The sequence below is a fragment of the Mucilaginibacter sp. genome, from assembly GCF_039925265.1.
In the GTDB taxonomy this organism is placed as follows: domain Bacteria; phylum Bacteroidota; class Bacteroidia; order Sphingobacteriales; family Sphingobacteriaceae; genus Mucilaginibacter.
Genome location: NZ_JBDSZG010000043.1, coordinates 19,284 through 34,858 on the forward strand (window position 1 = coordinate 19,284; position 15,575 = coordinate 34,858).

The following is a 15,575-nucleotide window of genomic DNA, read 5'->3' on the forward strand; positions in this document are numbered from 1 at the left end:
TTAACAAACGGTAAGCATGGCGTACATGTAAGAAAAACGGGCACTTTCCGGAACGAGTAACAAAATTTTCTCACCTTTTTTTAAGGTGCCGTTATTAAATAATTCGTTTATCATCAGAAAAACTGAAGCAGCGCCTACATTTCCAACGGTATATAAGTTAATAAACCATTTTTCGTAAGGTATACCACCACCATACAGCTCTACCATATCATAGATCTTCGGCCTGAAAAAGTCACTGGAGATGTGGGGTAAAAAATGATCAATATCAGAAGCGACGAGGCCTTTCCTATCGAATATTTCCTTGATCTTTTTTCCGCCAAGGGGCACTATATTATCACTCAACAAACTAATATCCTGTTTAACGCTGAATATAGATTGCGTCATGATCTCTTCAGGGGTATAATCCATAAAACCTTTTAACGTGCCGTCTGGCAGTTTATCGGCACCCATATACATACAGGTTTGCATTTCGTTAGCGTAAGATACACCCTCGATCCATTCTAACCGAAGGCTTAGGCCAGTTTCATTCGGTTTATCAGACATCAGGAACGCGGATGCACCATCGGATAGCATCCAGCGTAAAAAATCTTTTTGAAAAGCAATATAAGGGTTGTCGCTCAATTCTTTTAGCTTCAGCGCTTCTTCTTCAAAAACATCTGCCACAAGCAGCCCCGAAAACCTTTCGGAACCGGTTGCCACAGCTAATTTCACATCGCCGGTTTTAATGGCCAGGTAGGCATATTTAATAGCATGCATGCCCGCGCAACACACTCCCGATGGGGATACAACTTCTATAGCTTCCGCCTCGGGCAACCACCCATGCGTCATTACGCCATGGCTGGGCATTACCTGGTCAGGCGAAGATGTTCCGCAAGAAAGCAGTTCAATGTCCTTTATTTTGCTGGGGTTGGTTTTAAATAACTCTTTTACCGCCAGCGCGGTCATCTGGGCATTTGTGTGAGTAGGTTTACCGCCTTTAGTTAGGGCGTAATAGCGATTTTTTATGCCGTTATTCCGTAGTACGATATTTTTCGACTTGGAGGGTTTACCATTAATAAAACCCAGATATTCTTCCATAGCATCGTTGGCAACGGGGTCGTTCGGGAAATAGGCCGATGTACTATTAATAAAAACTTCGGGCATGAGACATATATCAGTTTAAATTTAAAAAATATTGTTTTCTTGCTGCTATGCGTTTAGGGCTAAAAAATCTAAAAAAAATGGCATCAATGGTTAAAACTATAGGGGCACCTATCCAAAAAGCTATCAACAAATAGTACTTGAATGCGGCGAGCCAAAACGCTCTGTTTTTTCTTTTTACTATAAAATTAGCCCAGACACCGAATATTTTGCCGGCAACAGTTTCAATGATCATTAAATTGTAATTCAATTTAACAGCACCTTCTTTAACAAGCTCATTTTGTAATCCATCCCAATTGTTATTATTCAAATGTGTAAGAACACTTTTGCCAAAAACGCTGGAGTGTTTGATGTCTCTATCCGAAACGCCCGGTGGGGGGAAAATGTTTAAGTATTTGTCTTTTTTTCCGTGCAGCATCCAGTGGAAAATGGTGATAAAACTAATTGGATTTGGATGCGTGTCAACTAAAGAAATATTACCAACAAGTTTAGCTCCCGCCGCGTTGATCAACTTTTTTACCCTTACAAAAGCATTTAGCCACATATTTCGTGCTCCCGTTACGGTAATAACGGGTGTGTTTTTTATTGTTGCCTTTAGTTTTGCCTGCTGCATTAAGGAGTTAAAAGGGATGCTGGGCGATAAAAACCAGGCTTGATAACCTAATATCACCAGGTCGTAACTTGTTTCTTTTAATTCAAATGGTGCCACCTCGGCCGTTACATCCAACACGCAATCAGGCATTACGCTGAAAAATGTACCAGCGGTCCACGGAAAGGGAAATGGCTTGGTAAGATGAATATTTACTATCTCGACCGAGGCCCCTGCCTCAACAAGGGGCGCTGTTAAATGATCAATAATCTGACCCAATTGGCCGGATTGTGAGTAATAAATAGCTAACACTTTTTTACTCATACTTACAAAGAAAGATCTTGCGGGTGCAGTATTTTTGAATTTTTGCTGTAATCAGAGATCGCTTGCTGAACGCTAACGGGCAGAGTTTTGTACGTTGTTTTTACAAAAAGTTTATCTGCTTCAATTTCCTTCCTGTATTTTACAATCTTAGGTGCATGCTCTTGTATAATAAGGCGTAAAAAATGAAATTCGCCGTTACTGTTATTATCGAGTAACGCGGATTCTAATTTAATTCGGCCTTTTTTAAAAAAGATTAATTTTTGGCCTGGTATTTTTACTAATCCAGCTTTTCTCATCAGTAATGTACCCTCATATGCTTGTTTTTCAGGCAATTCGGCAGCGGCCAATAATGTTAGTTCCCGGTTAATTTCTTCAAGCTTACCGGATGCCAGTATAGCGTAAAACGCAGGTTTGCTAAAGTTTTGTGCCTGGCTCTTCTCAGTTGCCGGATGCAGCGCCGAACTACAAAACAAGAATATTAAGATAGCTATTTTCATAATTGTATGCGCACGTATCTGCAAATATATTAATTATAATGGTTGCCAGCTAATAACCGCAATGCCGTGTTTTTGTTGTGTTGGTAGCCGATAAAAAAAGTCGGCTGATTTTTATTGGCTGTGAATTTCGGATCTTTTGTTATCTTAACACCGAATAACTTAACACCAATGGTAGCGGTAAACTGAGCAGCTAAAACAATTGGTGATAAAACGCATTAAATAATTACGTGTACGATAAAAGGAAATTTAGTGATTCCTGGGCGATAATCCTGGGTGGATCAAGCGGTTTTGGATTGGCAACTGTTGAAAAGCTGGCAGAGTATGGTATGAATAGTACCGTGGTGTATCGCGAAACCGCCACGCAAGAACGCAGTCTGAGATTGAAAATGGAGGCCCTGGCCGAGAAACAAAACGTTTCAATTGAATTATTTAATATCAATGCGCTGGATGCCGCAACCCGGCAGGCACTTATCCAAAAATTAAAAGAAGATAAGCGCAAGGAAGGGGCAGTGAGGTTATTACTTCATTCCATAGCCAGGGGGAACTTAAAACCATTGATGCCGCAAACGGGTATGAATGTTGATTCTATTGAAACGCTATCAGTTGAAGATATACGATACACTACTTACGCTATGTCGACAAGTTTGCTCGATTGGGCAAGAGAACTTTTAGCAGCCGGACTTTTCCAAAAAGACGGGCGTATTATCGGTTTAACCAGCGAAGGAGCCCATAAACATTGGGATGGTTATGGCGCGGTATCAATAGCTAAATCATCACTGGAAAGTTTAAGCACTTACATGGCAGTAGAACTGGGGCGGTTTGGCATCAAAACCAATTTGATTCAAGCGGGAATAACAGAAACGCCCTCGCTTAACAAGATACCCGGAAGCGAAAAACTGATACAGGTGGCAAAAGAAAGAAACCCTTTGGGCCGTGTAACCCAAACTACGGATGTTGCCAATGTTATTTACCTGTTGTGTACGGATGAAGCGGGATGGATAAATGGTTCGGTGATCCACGTGGATGGGGGAGAACATTGCAGGTAATTTGTTAAAGTTTTTGAGATGTATAATAATATCATAGCTTGTTTACCTTACAAGTCATCGTTCCTTTTTGTTGATAACGTAACGGCGTTGAGTGATAATGGGGTTACGGGAGAGTATACTTTAAAACCCGATTCTTTTTTTTATGAAGACCACTTTATAGGCAACCCGGTAACACCGGGCGTGATCATCACCGAAATAATGGCGCAAATAGGATTAGTTGTATTGGCCATCTATATAATGATGGATGATAAGATCACTACAGATGTAGTAATAAGTAAAGATTCGTTTCCGCTGCTAACTTCAACTGAGGTGTCTTTTTTTAAGATGGTATTACCCGGCGAAAAAGTAACCGTAAGTTCTAAAAAGGAATATTTTCGTTTCGGTAAATTAAAATGCAAAGTGGAAATGCATAATGAGCAGGCTGAGCTGGTGGCGAGGGGTGTATTTGCGGGCATTGTAAAAAATGCGCTAATTAAAAAACAAAAATGAGCAAGCGTGTAGTTATAACTGGTTTAGGTGTGATATCGCCAAACGCAATGGATGTTCCTGGTTTTCTCCATGCGATCAAGAATGGCGTTTCGGGTGTAAAATTTATGCCGCAATACGAAGAGCTAAAATTCAATTGCCAGGTAGCAGGCTCACCGGCATTTGAGTGGGAGGATTTAAGAAACTACCTCACCGAAACGAGTTTGTACGGTTTGAAAGGTAAGGGCATAGCTTTTGGAATAAAAGCAGCGCTTGATGCCTGGATGGATGCCGGTAATGAAATTACCTGCGAAGAAACACTGTGGGAGACAGGGTGTGTTTTTGGCAGCAGTGTGGCTGATACTGATGTAATAAAAAACGCAATTACCAGGGTAGACGCTAAGGAATCCAGGAAACTGGGGTCGAGAGTGGTAGAACAGATTATGAACAGCGGTGTAACCGCTTACATATCTGGTAGGCTTGGATTGGGTAATAAGATCATAAGCAACTCGTCGGCGTGTGCCACAGGCACACAGGCTATATTGATGGGGTATGAATATATCAAATACGGTATGGCCAAACGCATGGTGGTGGGTAGCAGCGAATACGTAGATGCGTATATATTTGGCGCATTTGATTCTATGCGGGTATTATCCAGAAAACACAATGATGAACCTGTGAGGGCATCAAGGCCGATGAGCATCACAGCCGGTGGTTTTGTTCCCGGCTCAGGCGCCGGCGCTTTAATATTAGAAGATCTTGATTTCGCGCTTGCCCGTGGTGCACGTATTTATGGCGAAGTGCTCGGCGGAAGTAACAATTCGGGCGGCCAGCGTGGTGGCGGATCAATGACCGCCCCTGCAGCAACAGGCGTTATCAGGTGTATACAGGAAGCCATGAACAATGCCGGCATAACTGGGCAGCAGGTGGATCTGGTAAGCGGCCATTTAACCGCAACCATAGCAGATAAATTAGAGATACAAAACTGGGCGCTGGCTTTGGGCCGTACAGCCGATGATTTTCCGATGGTTAATTCATTAAAATCTATGATTGGCCATTGCCTTAGTGCGGCCGGCTCAATTGAGACAGTAGCCGCGGTTTTACAAATAGTTCATGGCTTTGTACATCCCAATATTAACCTGGAGGATGCTAACCCTGAAATAATAAATTTAATTGGCGCAAACAATTTACCCACAAAAATTGTAAACAAAAAGATTAATATTGTTGCAAAAGCTAATTTTGGCTTTGGCGATATCAACACTTGTTTAATTATCTCCAGATACGACAAATAATAAAAATACGACAAATAATATGGATAGAACAACTATTTTAACTGAACTAAAAAAAGTGATAGCGCCTTACACGGAAGATAAAACAATGCTTGATGGGATCACCGAGGACACAGACCTTATAAAAGATCTTAAAATAAACTCGGCAAACCTGGTTGATATCATCATAGATGCAGAATCGCAGTACAATATCGAAATTGATTTTGACTCGGCAGAAAAAATGTACCTGATAGGGAATTGTATAGATATAATATCTGATAAAGTAAATCAATCTGCTTGATAAGCACCGGTAACGATATTGTAGCCCTTGATCTGATAGATATCAACCGAACTAAACAGGTTCGGTTTTATACACAAATACTTTCGAGTTCCGAGCAAAGACTTTATCAGCAGTTGATTTGCCCGCAACTTAGTTTTGAACTTTACCTGTGGTTGCTATGGTCAGCTAAGGAGTCCGCATATAAGTATCTCAAAAGATTAACTCCGGAATTAGTATTCTCGCCAACGCAAATCATCATTCAGGACCTTAAATTTCCCGGTAGTCAAAAGGAAGATATAAACACAGTGCTGTGGCAAACCACGGCTGGCGATGTGTTTTATAATGGTACAATTGTGCATCTGTCAACCACTCTTTATTTCCGCTCAAAAATTTCTGCGAGTTGGATAGCCACCGTCGTCAATCATCAGGAAAGTTTTCAAAATATTTATTGGGGTGTTAAATCGATTAGAGAAAACTCAGCAGAATCTCAATCAGTTGAGGCGCGTTCTTTTTTGATAGACAAGCTGCGCCCTTATTTTAATGATCTCCACATCAAAAAAAGCCCGGTAGGATACCCTGTTATCTTCAATAATGGCAATGAGCTTAATATACCTGTTTCGATTGCGCATCATGGTAACTACGTAAGTTATTCTTTTGTATTAGATCAGGCCGAACTTATATCAGATTAAGCGGAAGGCGTAGCCTCGACCCTTATAAATAGCGACTTATAAGCTATCTGGTGACCTGTCGGCCCCGAAGTAAAATAGGTCATCAAAAGGTAACCAGAGTATTGCGATTTATTAAATAATTTGGGTGGCTCCGGAAATAAAAAAACGCCTTAAATGATGCATTTAAGGCGTTTTTGAATAGTCTGAAATATACTTTGCGGAGAGGGAGGGATTCGAACCCTCGATACACTTTTGGCGTATACACACTTTCCAGGCGTGCTCTTTCGACCACTCAGACACCTCTCCGTATCTTTTTAAAGGACTGCAAAAGTAGTAAACTTCTGTACAATTGGGCAAAGAAATTTGAGCGCCCCTTACGGCGGGTTGCCTAGCGTAGATTTTAAGTATAAAAAAGCAGGCCCCGTGTTACCGAAGCCTGCTCAAACGAAAACTCTAACTCACAAAATCAAAACTTATATACTGTATCATAAATACACTTAATAGAGTGTTTCGGCACACAAAGGTTTAATGGAGCAAAAAAAATATACGTTTACGCACATGCATTTTTTAGCTATGTTTGCTTCAAATTAAACGGTTAGCAAACCAGGGCATAAAAAAAGCCATTTATTGCAGATGCTGAACATCAACGAGATCAAAAAACCTATTGCTGCAGAAATTGATGTTTTTGAAGAGAAGTTTAAAACTTCGATGCAAAGCTCGGTACCCTTGCTGGATCGTATTACCCATTATATTGTAAAACGTAAGGGCAAGCAGATCCGCCCTATGTTCGTTTTCTTTTCTGCCAGCATTTGCGGCGGCATCAACGAGTCTACCCACCGTGGGGCAGCTTTGGTAGAACTATTGCACACCGCTACCCTGGTGCACGATGATGTGGTAGATAACTCCTACCAGCGCCGCGGCTTTTTCTCTATAAACGCTTTATGGAAAAATAAGATAGCCGTTTTAGTGGGCGATTACCTGCTATCGAAAGGCTTGCTGCTTTCTATTGATAACGGCGATTTCAGCCTGCTTAAAATTGTATCCGAGGCGGTAAAGCAAATGAGCGAAGGCGAATTGCTGCAAATAGAAAAGGTGCGCCGCATGGATATCAGCGAAGCGGTTTATTACGAGGTTATCCGCCAGAAAACGGCATCGCTGATTGCATCCTGCTGTGCTTGCGGAGCTGCATCTGCCGGTGCAAGCGACGAAGTGGTTGAAAAAATGCGCCTGTTTGGCGAAAATATCGGTATCGCCTTCCAGATAAAGGATGATATGTTTGATTTTGGTACCGATGATGTGGGCAAACCCTTAGGCATCGATATCAAAGAAAAAAAGGTTACCCTGCCACTGATCTATGCGCTTAACAACAGCACACCCGGCGATAAAAAGCGCATGATAGGTTTAGTGAAAAACCATAACGACGACCCAAAGAAGATAGCGGAGATAATCGCTTTTGTAAAGCAAAAAGGAGGCCTGGAATACTCGGAGATACAGATGAAAAAGTACCAGGAAATCGCCTTTGCCATATTGGACACCTTCCCGGCGGGGGATGCCCGCACAGGGCTGGAGCAATTGGTACGTTTCACTACCGAGCGGAATAAATAGCGGGGATAACTTCCGCCGCTCCCATATGATGTTAGCCAAAACTTATTAACTTCGTATCATGCATTCCTTAGACCTCAGCTTTCTTAAACCTACTATCCCTAATATACTGGATGTACTGCTGGTGGCATTTATTTTATACCAGCTGTATAATTTAATAAGGGGCACTATAGCGGCCAATATATTTATTGGCTTTATAGCTATTTGTTTGCTATACAAGGTGGTAGATCTGCTGCACATGCAGTTACTTACGGCCATCCTGGGCAAGTTTGCCAATGTGGGCATCATTGCTATTGTCATCGTTTTTCAGCAGGAGGTGAGGCGGTTTTTGCTGCTGGTGGGAAAAAACGCGTCGCTGCAGCGCAATAAGGCCTGGTGGAAATATTTTTTCGGCAAGGCCGAGGCGGAGAAGAACAATTATGCCCGCATAAAACCTATTATAGATGCCTGCAAAACAATGAAGCAAACCCGCACCGGGGCGCTTATCGTTTTTGCAAAGTATTACGATGAGCAATTTTACCAGAACAGCTGCGAACTGGTAGATGCCAAGATCTCCAAGCGGCTATTAGAAAGCATCTTCCAAAAGAATAGCCCGTTGCACGATGGTGCTGTGGTGATAGCCGAAAACAAGATTAAATCCGCCAGTTGCATATTACCCGTTACAGAGAAGGCCGACCTGCCGGCCCAGTTTGGCCTGCGCCACCGCGCCGGTATAGGTGTTACCGAAGCTAACGATGCTACAGCTATTATCGTATCAGAAGAAACGGGTGAGATCTCTTACGCCAAGCAAGGCCGCATTAAAATGAACATCAGTTTTGCCGAACTGGAGAAGCTCCTGAATAAAGATTTTTAAGCCCGGTTTATAGCTGCTTGTCCAAAGCGTCCAGTTTTTATTTTATGGACTGGGGTGGACAGGATGAATAAAAACGACCGGTAATTTTAAGGATTAACAATTGTTGCCCTGCTTTTCTTATCAGCATCTTTACCGGCGACCGGCATCGTGTAAATACCCCCGATCTTTTTTACCGGCATGTTTGAACGGCCACTTAACACCGCCACAGGTGTTGTGTAACTTTCTGTCGCGTCAATCAGTTTAGTTTCGGCCAGGGGATTTTGATTAAAGTTTTGCAGCGTGGTCAAATTTTTCAATGTATTTGCATCAGCCATTTTTGTAAGCTGCTTTAGCGTGGGCGATTTAAGGGTAGTATCAACCTTTATTTGAAACAGGGGTGAAAGCTGCGCTTCCGGCAGTTTAAGATCGTTTTGAGCCATTAACCGGCCGGTGCCTGCAATTAACGCAACAAATAATAATACCTTTTTCATAAGTGTTTAGTTTGGTGGTGCTAATTTAACTAAATCTTTGTTTAACTAAATGTTAAACAACGTTAATATTTTTAACTAATAATGCCGTACCATTTTTAAATGGTACAACGTGGTACACCCCCTTTGTGGAAACCTTTAAAACGCTGTCACCAAAGGTATGAACAGATTTGATATGTATTGTCTCGAATTGCTTTAACCTGGGCACGAATACGCTCCGCATTTCAATGCTGCATACTCGCGCCAGGTTGAGGGGCGTGCAGCAACGGCATCTCATCAATCGATTCCATCTAAATTTACCGCTTTGTAAATGTATATCTTTTTTAGACATTTGAATATCAGGGTTTCAAACAGAAAACCTTGTCGACTCCAATTCCACAACTTAAAAATATACAAATGAAATTTAAGCTCATCTTATCGTTTCTGCTTCTGGCTTCAAGCTTTACTGCTTTTAGCCAGGAAAAGCAAAAAGGCAACAATTCGGCTGTTGCCGAAAAAGGCCTGATTAAAGTATCCGTCCTATACCCGTTTGCAGAGGGCAAAACATTTAATATGGAGTATTATGAAACTAAACACATGCCGATGGTTGCAGGGTTTCTCGGCTCAAATTTGGTAAAATACACCATCGAAAAGGGCCTTGCCAGCGGCGTTCCGAACCAACCATTACCTTATATGGCAATTGGGATATTTTATATAAAGAGCCTTGCTGAATATCAGGCGGCAATTGCCCCGAACATAGCTGCCATAAGGGCCGACTTTGCTAATTACACAAATGTAGCCCCGGTAATTTTGGTGAGCGAGGTGGTAAGGTAGAGCATTGCAGCCCTTCATTGCAATAGTTAGGCACGAGTACGCCCCCGCTTTTTCCCCGCGCTGCATACTCGCGCCAGGCAAGACGGTATTATTCCATAAATTGTTAAACACCAATTAATATTGCACGTTATCAAGGTTGAATAAGATCGTTATGAAGTGTATAATCAATGTATTCATCAAAAACTTTACGGAAAGTTTCGAACTGAATCTCATAGCAATCAACCGGACCGTCCATCGGGCGTTTGATTATAAAAATCACGTTGGGATACTTATAAAGTAATAAAGTATGCCCGGTTTGATTAGAAAATTGATCCCCAAAAAACAAATAAAAACTCTGGCGTTTATCAATTTCTTTTAGCTCTACATTGTTACCTTCATCGGTAAAAAAAATCCCAACCAAGTAATATTCAATATCAGCAGGAGAAAAATTATCAAATACTGGCAGATGATAATTTTCCTTGTTGATAGCAAACTTTTTGTACTCCCTGATAGATGCGTTCAATTCACCCGCTTTGGTAAATGAACCCAGGGGTTTGCCTTTTATCCAAAATCGTAATTTATATCTATATGTAGTTTTAGTAAAACCAAGTTCAATACCGAAGTAATCTTTGTCTCCAAATAGTATACTTTTCATTATTTTATTAAAAAATTTATGTGCCAGGTTTTTTAGGCCTTCACTGGCGCACACGCACCGCCAGCGTTTGTTTGCCTGGTACGGGATTTAGCCTTTTTCACTTAAACTCAGCTTAAGGAAAATTTTGTGTATTTCCGCGAATAGTTTTCCCTCGTAAAAACTAAAATCTCCATATTGAGTAATCGAATAAGACGGCAATATTTTTTAAACTGCAATCTGCATATTGCCCTCTAATAAGTCCTCTTTAACACTTTCAATAAAAAGGAATGCCCCCTTGTTTTTTTTAATTCATCTATTAAGACGTCTAATTTTTCAACTAATTCTTTCATTTTTTTAATTCTTGATCTACTTGGCAGCAGCGATAAACTAATCCTAAATATACAGAAAAAGCCTTCAGAAAAATCTGAAGGCTTTTTGGTCAAAACAAATAATTCTTATTTCAACGGCTCAATTGCTTTATCCGCAGCGGTTGCAGATGCGGTATCGCCCATTTTGGTGCGGGCATCTTTTATGCTGGTTAGTAATTGTATCACCGTTGGTGCAACGCCAAATTGTTTGTACTTAACGCCAAGCTCGCCAATGGTAGTAATGGCTTGCTGCGCGTATTCCGGGCTTTTTACACGACCGGCGTACTCAGCCGTTTTCCTGATCATCTGGAACTGCGCGTTCGGGTCGCCGTTTTTAAAGGCATCGTAATAGTAAGGCCATTCAGCATCGGTACCGTTAGTTGCGTAAACACCCAATACGGCTTGTTTAAGCGCGCCTTCGCTATCATTTTGATAGGTTTTCGCTAAAGCCACGGCCTCGGTTGGGCTGATCATCCCGATAGCATTCATGGCAGCGCCCTGTATGGCGTAGCTCTGGCTGGTTAAGGCTTGTTTAAACAAGCTCATGTTGCCCGATGCTTTTAGCTTGCCTAAAGCGGTAATGGCCGCAGCGCGTACTAAGTTGTTATCGTCGGTTTGTGCCAGTTTAACTAAAACAGGTACGGCAGCGTTGCGTACATCATCGTAGCTGGTAAGGTTGGCAGCAGCAATAGCTTTAATACGTAAACCGTAATATTTATCCTGCAGCGCAGCGATTATGATCTTCTGCGCAGCTTTTTCGGTTTGACGGGTCTTTGCAAAATCGATAGCCTCGTAACGGTCCAGGAAAAGCGGCGCGTTAAAGTATTGGAAAGCGAATTCATCCAATGTTTTGCTGTCCGTTTTCTTGGTCAGCAAAATTTTATCACCATCAACATTCACCAGGTCGGGTTTTGATGGTACCAGGAAGGTAAGCGTATCGGTTTTTTCGCGCATCCAAACTTGGTGGCGTGTTTTTTTGCCGCCGGCGTAAATATCAATGGCCATTGGCAGGGTAAAGCCATTGCCATCCTGTGTTTGCTGTAGGTAAACGGTTTGGGTTTTAGTTGCCTCATCCCATTTGTAGCTGATGTTAAGCACCGGGTGGCCAGCACCATAATACCATTGGTTAAAAAACCAGCTCAGGTCGCGACCGCTGGCTTCTTCCATTGCCAAACGCAGTTGCTGCGCTTCGCCGTTTTTAAAGGCATTGGTTTTCAGGTAAATGTTTAAGCCTTTATAAAATGCGGCATTACCCAGGTAGTTACGCAGCATTAACAGGATGCGCCCTCCTTTTTGATAGGTAACCACATCAAATACGTCTTCCTTATCGTTATAATGAAAACGCACCAGGTCTTTTGTTTTGGCCGAGGGCTGGTTCAGGTAGTTTTGCATAGCTTCCAGGCTGTGCGCGTCGCCGGCATCTTTTCCGTATTTGTATTCGGCCCAAATGGTCTCGCTAAAATCAGCGAAGGATTCGTTAACCGTTAGGTTGCTCCAGCTTTCGGCAGTAACATAATCGCCAAACCACTGGTGAAACAGTTCGTGCACGATGGTGCTGCGGCCTGCATCGTAATAGCGGTCGGCAAGCTCGCGTTTGGTGCCCTGTACATACACGCCGTGTAGGGTAGCGCTGGTGTTTTCCATAGCGCCGCTCACGTAATCGCGTACTACTATCTGCGAATATTTGTACCAGGGGTAATCAACACCCAGGGTTTTAGAGTAAAACTCCATCACCTCGGGCGTAAAGCCGAAGATATCTTTAGCGTAAGGCGCGTATTTTGGCTCCAGGTAATAGCTTACTTCTTTGTTGCGCCATTTGTCCTTATAAATTTTAAAATCGCCCACGGCCATCATAAACAAGTATGGCGAGTGCGGCAATTCCTGTTTCCAGGTATCGGTACGTGTGCCATCTTTATTTATTTTTTGCAGCGCCAGGCGGCCGTTAGATAACGTTACGTACTGCTTAGGTACGGTCATGCTGATCTCTTCGGTAGTTTTTTGGTTGGGTTTATCAATGGTAGGGAACCAGGCGGAAGAAGCTTCGGTTTCGCCCTGTGTCCATATCTGGGTTGGCTTATCCTTTTCGGTACCATCGGGGTTTACAAAGTATAAACCTTTGGCATCGTTAATGGCCGCGCTGCCTTTAACCTTTAGTTCGTTTGGTTTGGCGGTGTAATCAATATAAATGGTATAGCTTTCGGCACTGGTGTAGGTTTTATCCAGCTTAATGGCTACAGTTAAGCTATCGTATGTAAACGTAAGCGGCGTAGTTTTACCGTTTTTTACAATGGCGATGGTTTTAAGATCCATGCCCTTGGCATCAAGGCGCAGGCTGTCGGTAGGGTACATGTGCGGTTTTAAAGTAACCCACTCCTTGCCATACATATAGCGTTTTTTGTAATCGAACCTTACATCCAGTTTGGTGTGTACCAGGTCGTTAATTTTTGTAGTGGTTGCCCGGTAAAGTTTGTAGGCCGGTGATTCGGCCGCGGGAGCTTGCGCCATAGCTGTGCTGAGGGCGCAGGCGCTGATGCCGCCGGCTAATACGGCAGCGTAGAGTGTTTTCATATATAGTTAACAGTTTAATTGATATGCGTGCATAATAATAAAAGCTAAATTATTAGTTTTTATTTGGATTTAAGACGCTTTGGGTACAGGAAAGTTACAGCGGGGGCGGGACAAATGCGGGACGGATTATCCATAGCCTCACCCTGCCCTCTCCAAAGGAGAGGGTTTAGGTGAGACTTTGTGAGTGCTCACAATTTATCTATCATTGTTACACACACCCAATACTATAATCTCCTAAATTAGCCTTTACCAATTATTGCAAAATACATTTACCAAAACCGTTTTATGCAACGCAGAAAATTTATCCAGAATGTGGCCGTTACAGGCAGCAGTTTCCTCATTGGCTCCCAAATGGCCATGGGTGGTGTTTTTAAAGGCTCGCCAAATAAAAAAGTAGTTTTAGGAGTGATGGGCGTAAACAGCCGCGGCGCGTTTTTGGCGGCGAAGCTGGCCGCAATCCCCGATGCCGAGATAGGCTACATTTGCGATGTGGATACCGTTGCCATGAACAGGTGTATTGCCGAAATTGAGAAAATAACCGGTAAAAAACCAAAAGGCATCACAGATATCCGCCAACTGCTGGAGAAAAAAGACCTCGACGCGCTGGTGATAGCCGCGCCCGACCACTGGCACGCCCCTGCAACCATTATTGCCTGCCAGGCCGGTAAGCATGTTTATGTGGAAAAACCCTGCAGCCACAACCCCCACGAGGGCGAAATGGCCATTGCCGCCGCCGCTAAATACAACCGGCTGGTACAAATGGGTAGTCAGCGTCGCTCGTTCAACAACGTGCAAAAGATGGTGCAGGAACTGCACAATGGCATTATTGGCAGGGCTTACTTTGCAAGGGGCTGGTACGTGAATAATCGTAAATCGATAGGGTTTGGCAAGGTTGCACCCGTGCCTGCTAATTTAAATTACGACCTATGGCAGGGCTATGCGCCACGCAGGCCTTATAAAGATAACCTGATCCACTACAACTGGCACTGGAATTGGAACTGGGGCACCGGCGAGGCCCTAAACAATGGTACGCACGAAATTGACGTGATGCGCTGGGGTTTGGGTGTCAATTTTCCGGATAGGGTAACCTCATCGGGCGGTCGTTTTGCTTTTAAGGATGATTGGGAAACACCCGATACGCAAACTATACTGGCCAACTTCCCCAATAATACCGCAATAAGCTGGGAAGGGCGCAGTTGCAACAGTTTCAACTCCGAAGGCGTGGGCCGCGGCGTAGTATTTTATGGCGATAAAGGCACCATTTACTACGGTGGCGGAAATGGCTATAAGGTTTATGATTATGATAACAAGCTGGTAAAAGAAATAAAGGATGAAACCCCGGTTGACGCGGGCAACAAAGTAAGCCCAACCGAACTGCTGGACAGGGTGCATCTGCAGAACTTCATCACCTCTATACAAGGCGATACGCAGCTGAACCAAACCATCATCAACGGGCATAAATCTACCGTGATACCGCAATTGGGTAACATCGCGCAGCGCATGGGCAGGGTGCTCAACTGCGACCCAAGTAACGGTCACATCCTGCACGACCCTGAAGCCATGAAGCTTTGGAGCAGGGATTACGAACCGGGTTGGAATTTGAAAGTGTAGGAATTTTTAGGTACCGTAAGGGTTAACATAACTTAACACAATTTCGATATTCGATTTTCAAGTATCTGATAATCAATAAATTGAAAAATAACAGGGTTAACATATTTTTCCATAATTGGTGTCACCATGAATTCTAAATATTTTGTTATGAAATCGTAAAAAGAATTTTATAACCAGTAGCCCCCTCTTCGGTTATACGCTTGGGGAGGGGCGCGGAAGAATTGAAGTGGCAGGGAATGGGCTTCGGCGATATGCAAGGCGTGACACAACCCTGCACCCCTGTCAAGAGCAATAGCCTATCATTAGACAGACGGGTAACTCATAAGACGTTCCGCTGGAACGTTAGAGGGTTCTTTGGCATTTTCTACCCATAAAACATCCCGAAGGGATGAAGAAACAAAAT

At 43.0% G+C, this 15,575-nt stretch carries 15 protein-coding genes and 1 tRNA gene; 9 read left to right on the forward strand and 7 right to left on the reverse strand.

What is annotated here, in order from left to right:
- The 3 genes from ABIX36_RS20085 to ABIX36_RS20095 form a co-directional block, all read right to left on the reverse strand.
- Positions 1 to 1,143 (reverse strand): beta-ketoacyl-ACP synthase III, encoded by a 1,143-nt coding sequence (locus tag ABIX36_RS20085; protein WP_348083958.1) that lies wholly within the window; start codon positions 1,141 to 1,143, stop codon positions 1 to 3.
- 10 nt (positions 1,144 to 1,153) lie between these two features.
- Positions 1,154 to 1,753 carry a hypothetical protein gene (locus ABIX36_RS20090; protein WP_348083959.1) on the reverse strand — a complete coding sequence of 200 codons (600 nt, stop codon included), beginning with the start codon at positions 1,751 to 1,753 and terminating at the stop codon, positions 1,154 to 1,156.
- 302 nt (positions 1,754 to 2,055) lie between these two features.
- Positions 2,056 to 2,550, reverse strand: a complete 495-nt coding sequence (locus tag ABIX36_RS20095) for a hypothetical protein (protein WP_348083960.1) — start codon at positions 2,548 to 2,550, stop codon at positions 2,056 to 2,058.
- Between the two features lie 227 nt (positions 2,551 to 2,777).
- On the opposite strand from ABIX36_RS20095, the gene ABIX36_RS20100 reads away from it, so the two are divergent.
- The 5 genes from ABIX36_RS20100 to ABIX36_RS20120 are packed head-to-tail and all read left to right on the forward strand — an operon-like array spanning position 2,778 to position 6,298.
- A complete protein-coding gene (locus ABIX36_RS20100; RefSeq protein WP_348083961.1) occupies positions 2,778 to 3,596 on the forward strand; it encodes an SDR family oxidoreductase in 819 nt (272 codons plus the stop codon).
- Between the two features lie 18 nt (positions 3,597 to 3,614).
- Entirely contained in the window at positions 3,615 to 4,085 is a 471-nt protein-coding gene (locus ABIX36_RS20105) for a hydroxymyristoyl-ACP dehydratase (RefSeq protein ID WP_348083962.1), read from the forward strand.
- On the forward strand, positions 4,082 to 5,353 hold the full coding sequence (locus tag ABIX36_RS20110; RefSeq protein WP_348083963.1) for a beta-ketoacyl-[acyl-carrier-protein] synthase family protein: 1,272 nt from the start codon (positions 4,082 to 4,084) through the stop codon (positions 5,351 to 5,353). The genes ABIX36_RS20105 and ABIX36_RS20110 overlap by 4 nt, the downstream gene beginning before the upstream one ends.
- Positions 5,354 to 5,372: 19 nt before the next feature.
- Complete coding sequence (locus ABIX36_RS20115; RefSeq protein ID WP_348083964.1) at positions 5,373 to 5,630, forward strand: acyl carrier protein; 258 nt, start codon at positions 5,373 to 5,375, stop codon at positions 5,628 to 5,630.
- Positions 5,627 to 6,298: a 4'-phosphopantetheinyl transferase superfamily protein gene (locus ABIX36_RS20120; RefSeq protein WP_348083965.1), complete on the forward strand. Its 672-nt coding sequence runs from the start codon at positions 5,627 to 5,629 to the stop codon at positions 6,296 to 6,298. The genes ABIX36_RS20115 and ABIX36_RS20120 overlap by 4 nt, the downstream gene beginning before the upstream one ends.
- A 197-nt stretch (positions 6,299 to 6,495) precedes the next feature.
- Here ABIX36_RS20120 and ABIX36_RS20125 read toward each other — a convergent pair.
- Positions 6,496 to 6,583 (reverse strand) — tRNA-Ser (locus ABIX36_RS20125).
- Between the two features lie 327 nt (positions 6,584 to 6,910).
- On the opposite strand from ABIX36_RS20125, the gene ABIX36_RS20130 reads away from it, so the two are divergent.
- Entirely contained in the window at positions 6,911 to 7,882 is a 972-nt protein-coding gene (locus ABIX36_RS20130) for a polyprenyl synthetase family protein (protein ID WP_348083966.1), read from the forward strand.
- A 58-nt stretch (positions 7,883 to 7,940) separates the two neighbouring features.
- The gene (gene cdaA / locus ABIX36_RS20135) at positions 7,941 to 8,732 is read left to right on the forward strand and encodes a diadenylate cyclase CdaA (RefSeq protein ID WP_348083967.1); all 792 of its coding nucleotides are present in this window, start codon (positions 7,941 to 7,943) and stop codon (positions 8,730 to 8,732) included.
- 86 nt (positions 8,733 to 8,818) lie between these two features.
- Here the strand turns inward: cdaA and ABIX36_RS20140 are convergent, their stop codons facing one another.
- Complete coding sequence (locus ABIX36_RS20140; RefSeq protein ID WP_348083968.1) at positions 8,819 to 9,202, reverse strand: hypothetical protein; 384 nt, start codon at positions 9,200 to 9,202, stop codon at positions 8,819 to 8,821.
- A gap of 393 nt (positions 9,203 to 9,595) precedes the next feature.
- Between ABIX36_RS20140 and ABIX36_RS20145 the strand changes: the two genes are divergently transcribed.
- Entirely contained in the window at positions 9,596 to 10,012 is a 417-nt protein-coding gene (locus ABIX36_RS20145; protein WP_348083969.1) for an EthD family reductase, read from the forward strand.
- 130 nt (positions 10,013 to 10,142) lie between these two features.
- On the opposite strand, the gene ABIX36_RS20150 is transcribed toward ABIX36_RS20145, so the two are convergent.
- Entirely contained in the window at positions 10,143 to 10,646 is a 504-nt protein-coding gene (locus ABIX36_RS20150) for a hypothetical protein (protein WP_348083970.1), read from the reverse strand.
- 434 nt (positions 10,647 to 11,080) lie between these two features.
- Complete coding sequence (locus ABIX36_RS20155; RefSeq protein ID WP_348083971.1) at positions 11,081 to 13,561, reverse strand: M1 family metallopeptidase; 2,481 nt, start codon at positions 13,559 to 13,561, stop codon at positions 11,081 to 11,083.
- A gap of 285 nt (positions 13,562 to 13,846) precedes the next feature.
- Here ABIX36_RS20155 and ABIX36_RS20160 point away from each other — a divergent pair, with 285 nt between their 5' ends.
- A complete protein-coding gene (locus tag ABIX36_RS20160; protein ID WP_348083972.1) occupies positions 13,847 to 15,172 on the forward strand; it encodes a Gfo/Idh/MocA family oxidoreductase in 1,326 nt (441 codons plus the stop codon).
- The last annotated feature ends 403 nt before the right edge of the window (positions 15,173 to 15,575 follow it).

Coding starts and splice junctions, on each gene's coding strand:
- ABIX36_RS20115 (WP_348083964.1), top strand. CDS start 5,373: ATGGATAGAACAACTATTTTAACTGAACTAAAAAAAGTGATAGCGCCT.
- ABIX36_RS20110 (WP_348083963.1), top strand. CDS start 4,082: ATGAGCAAGCGTGTAGTTATAACTGGTTTAGGTGTGATATCGCCAAAC.
- ABIX36_RS20150 (WP_348083970.1), bottom strand. CDS start 10,646: ATGAAAAGTATACTATTTGGAGACAAAGATTACTTCGGTATTGAACTT.
- ABIX36_RS20130 (WP_348083966.1), top strand. CDS start 6,911: ATGCTGAACATCAACGAGATCAAAAAACCTATTGCTGCAGAAATTGAT.
- ABIX36_RS20145 (WP_348083969.1), top strand. CDS start 9,596: ATGAAATTTAAGCTCATCTTATCGTTTCTGCTTCTGGCTTCAAGCTTT.
- ABIX36_RS20155 (WP_348083971.1), bottom strand. CDS start 13,561: ATGAAAACACTCTACGCTGCCGTATTAGCCGGCGGCATCAGCGCCTGC.
- ABIX36_RS20105 (WP_348083962.1), top strand. CDS start 3,615: ATGTATAATAATATCATAGCTTGTTTACCTTACAAGTCATCGTTCCTT.
- ABIX36_RS20085 (WP_348083958.1), bottom strand. CDS start 1,143: ATGCCCGAAGTTTTTATTAATAGTACATCGGCCTATTTCCCGAACGAC.
- ABIX36_RS20140 (WP_348083968.1), bottom strand. CDS start 9,202: ATGAAAAAGGTATTATTATTTGTTGCGTTAATTGCAGGCACCGGCCGG.
- ABIX36_RS20160 (WP_348083972.1), top strand. CDS start 13,847: ATGCAACGCAGAAAATTTATCCAGAATGTGGCCGTTACAGGCAGCAGT.
- cdaA (WP_348083967.1), top strand. CDS start 7,941: ATGCATTCCTTAGACCTCAGCTTTCTTAAACCTACTATCCCTAATATA.
- ABIX36_RS20090 (WP_348083959.1), bottom strand. CDS start 1,753: ATGCAGCAGGCAAAACTAAAGGCAACAATAAAAAACACACCCGTTATT.
- ABIX36_RS20095 (WP_348083960.1), bottom strand. CDS start 2,550: ATGAAAATAGCTATCTTAATATTCTTGTTTTGTAGTTCGGCGCTGCAT.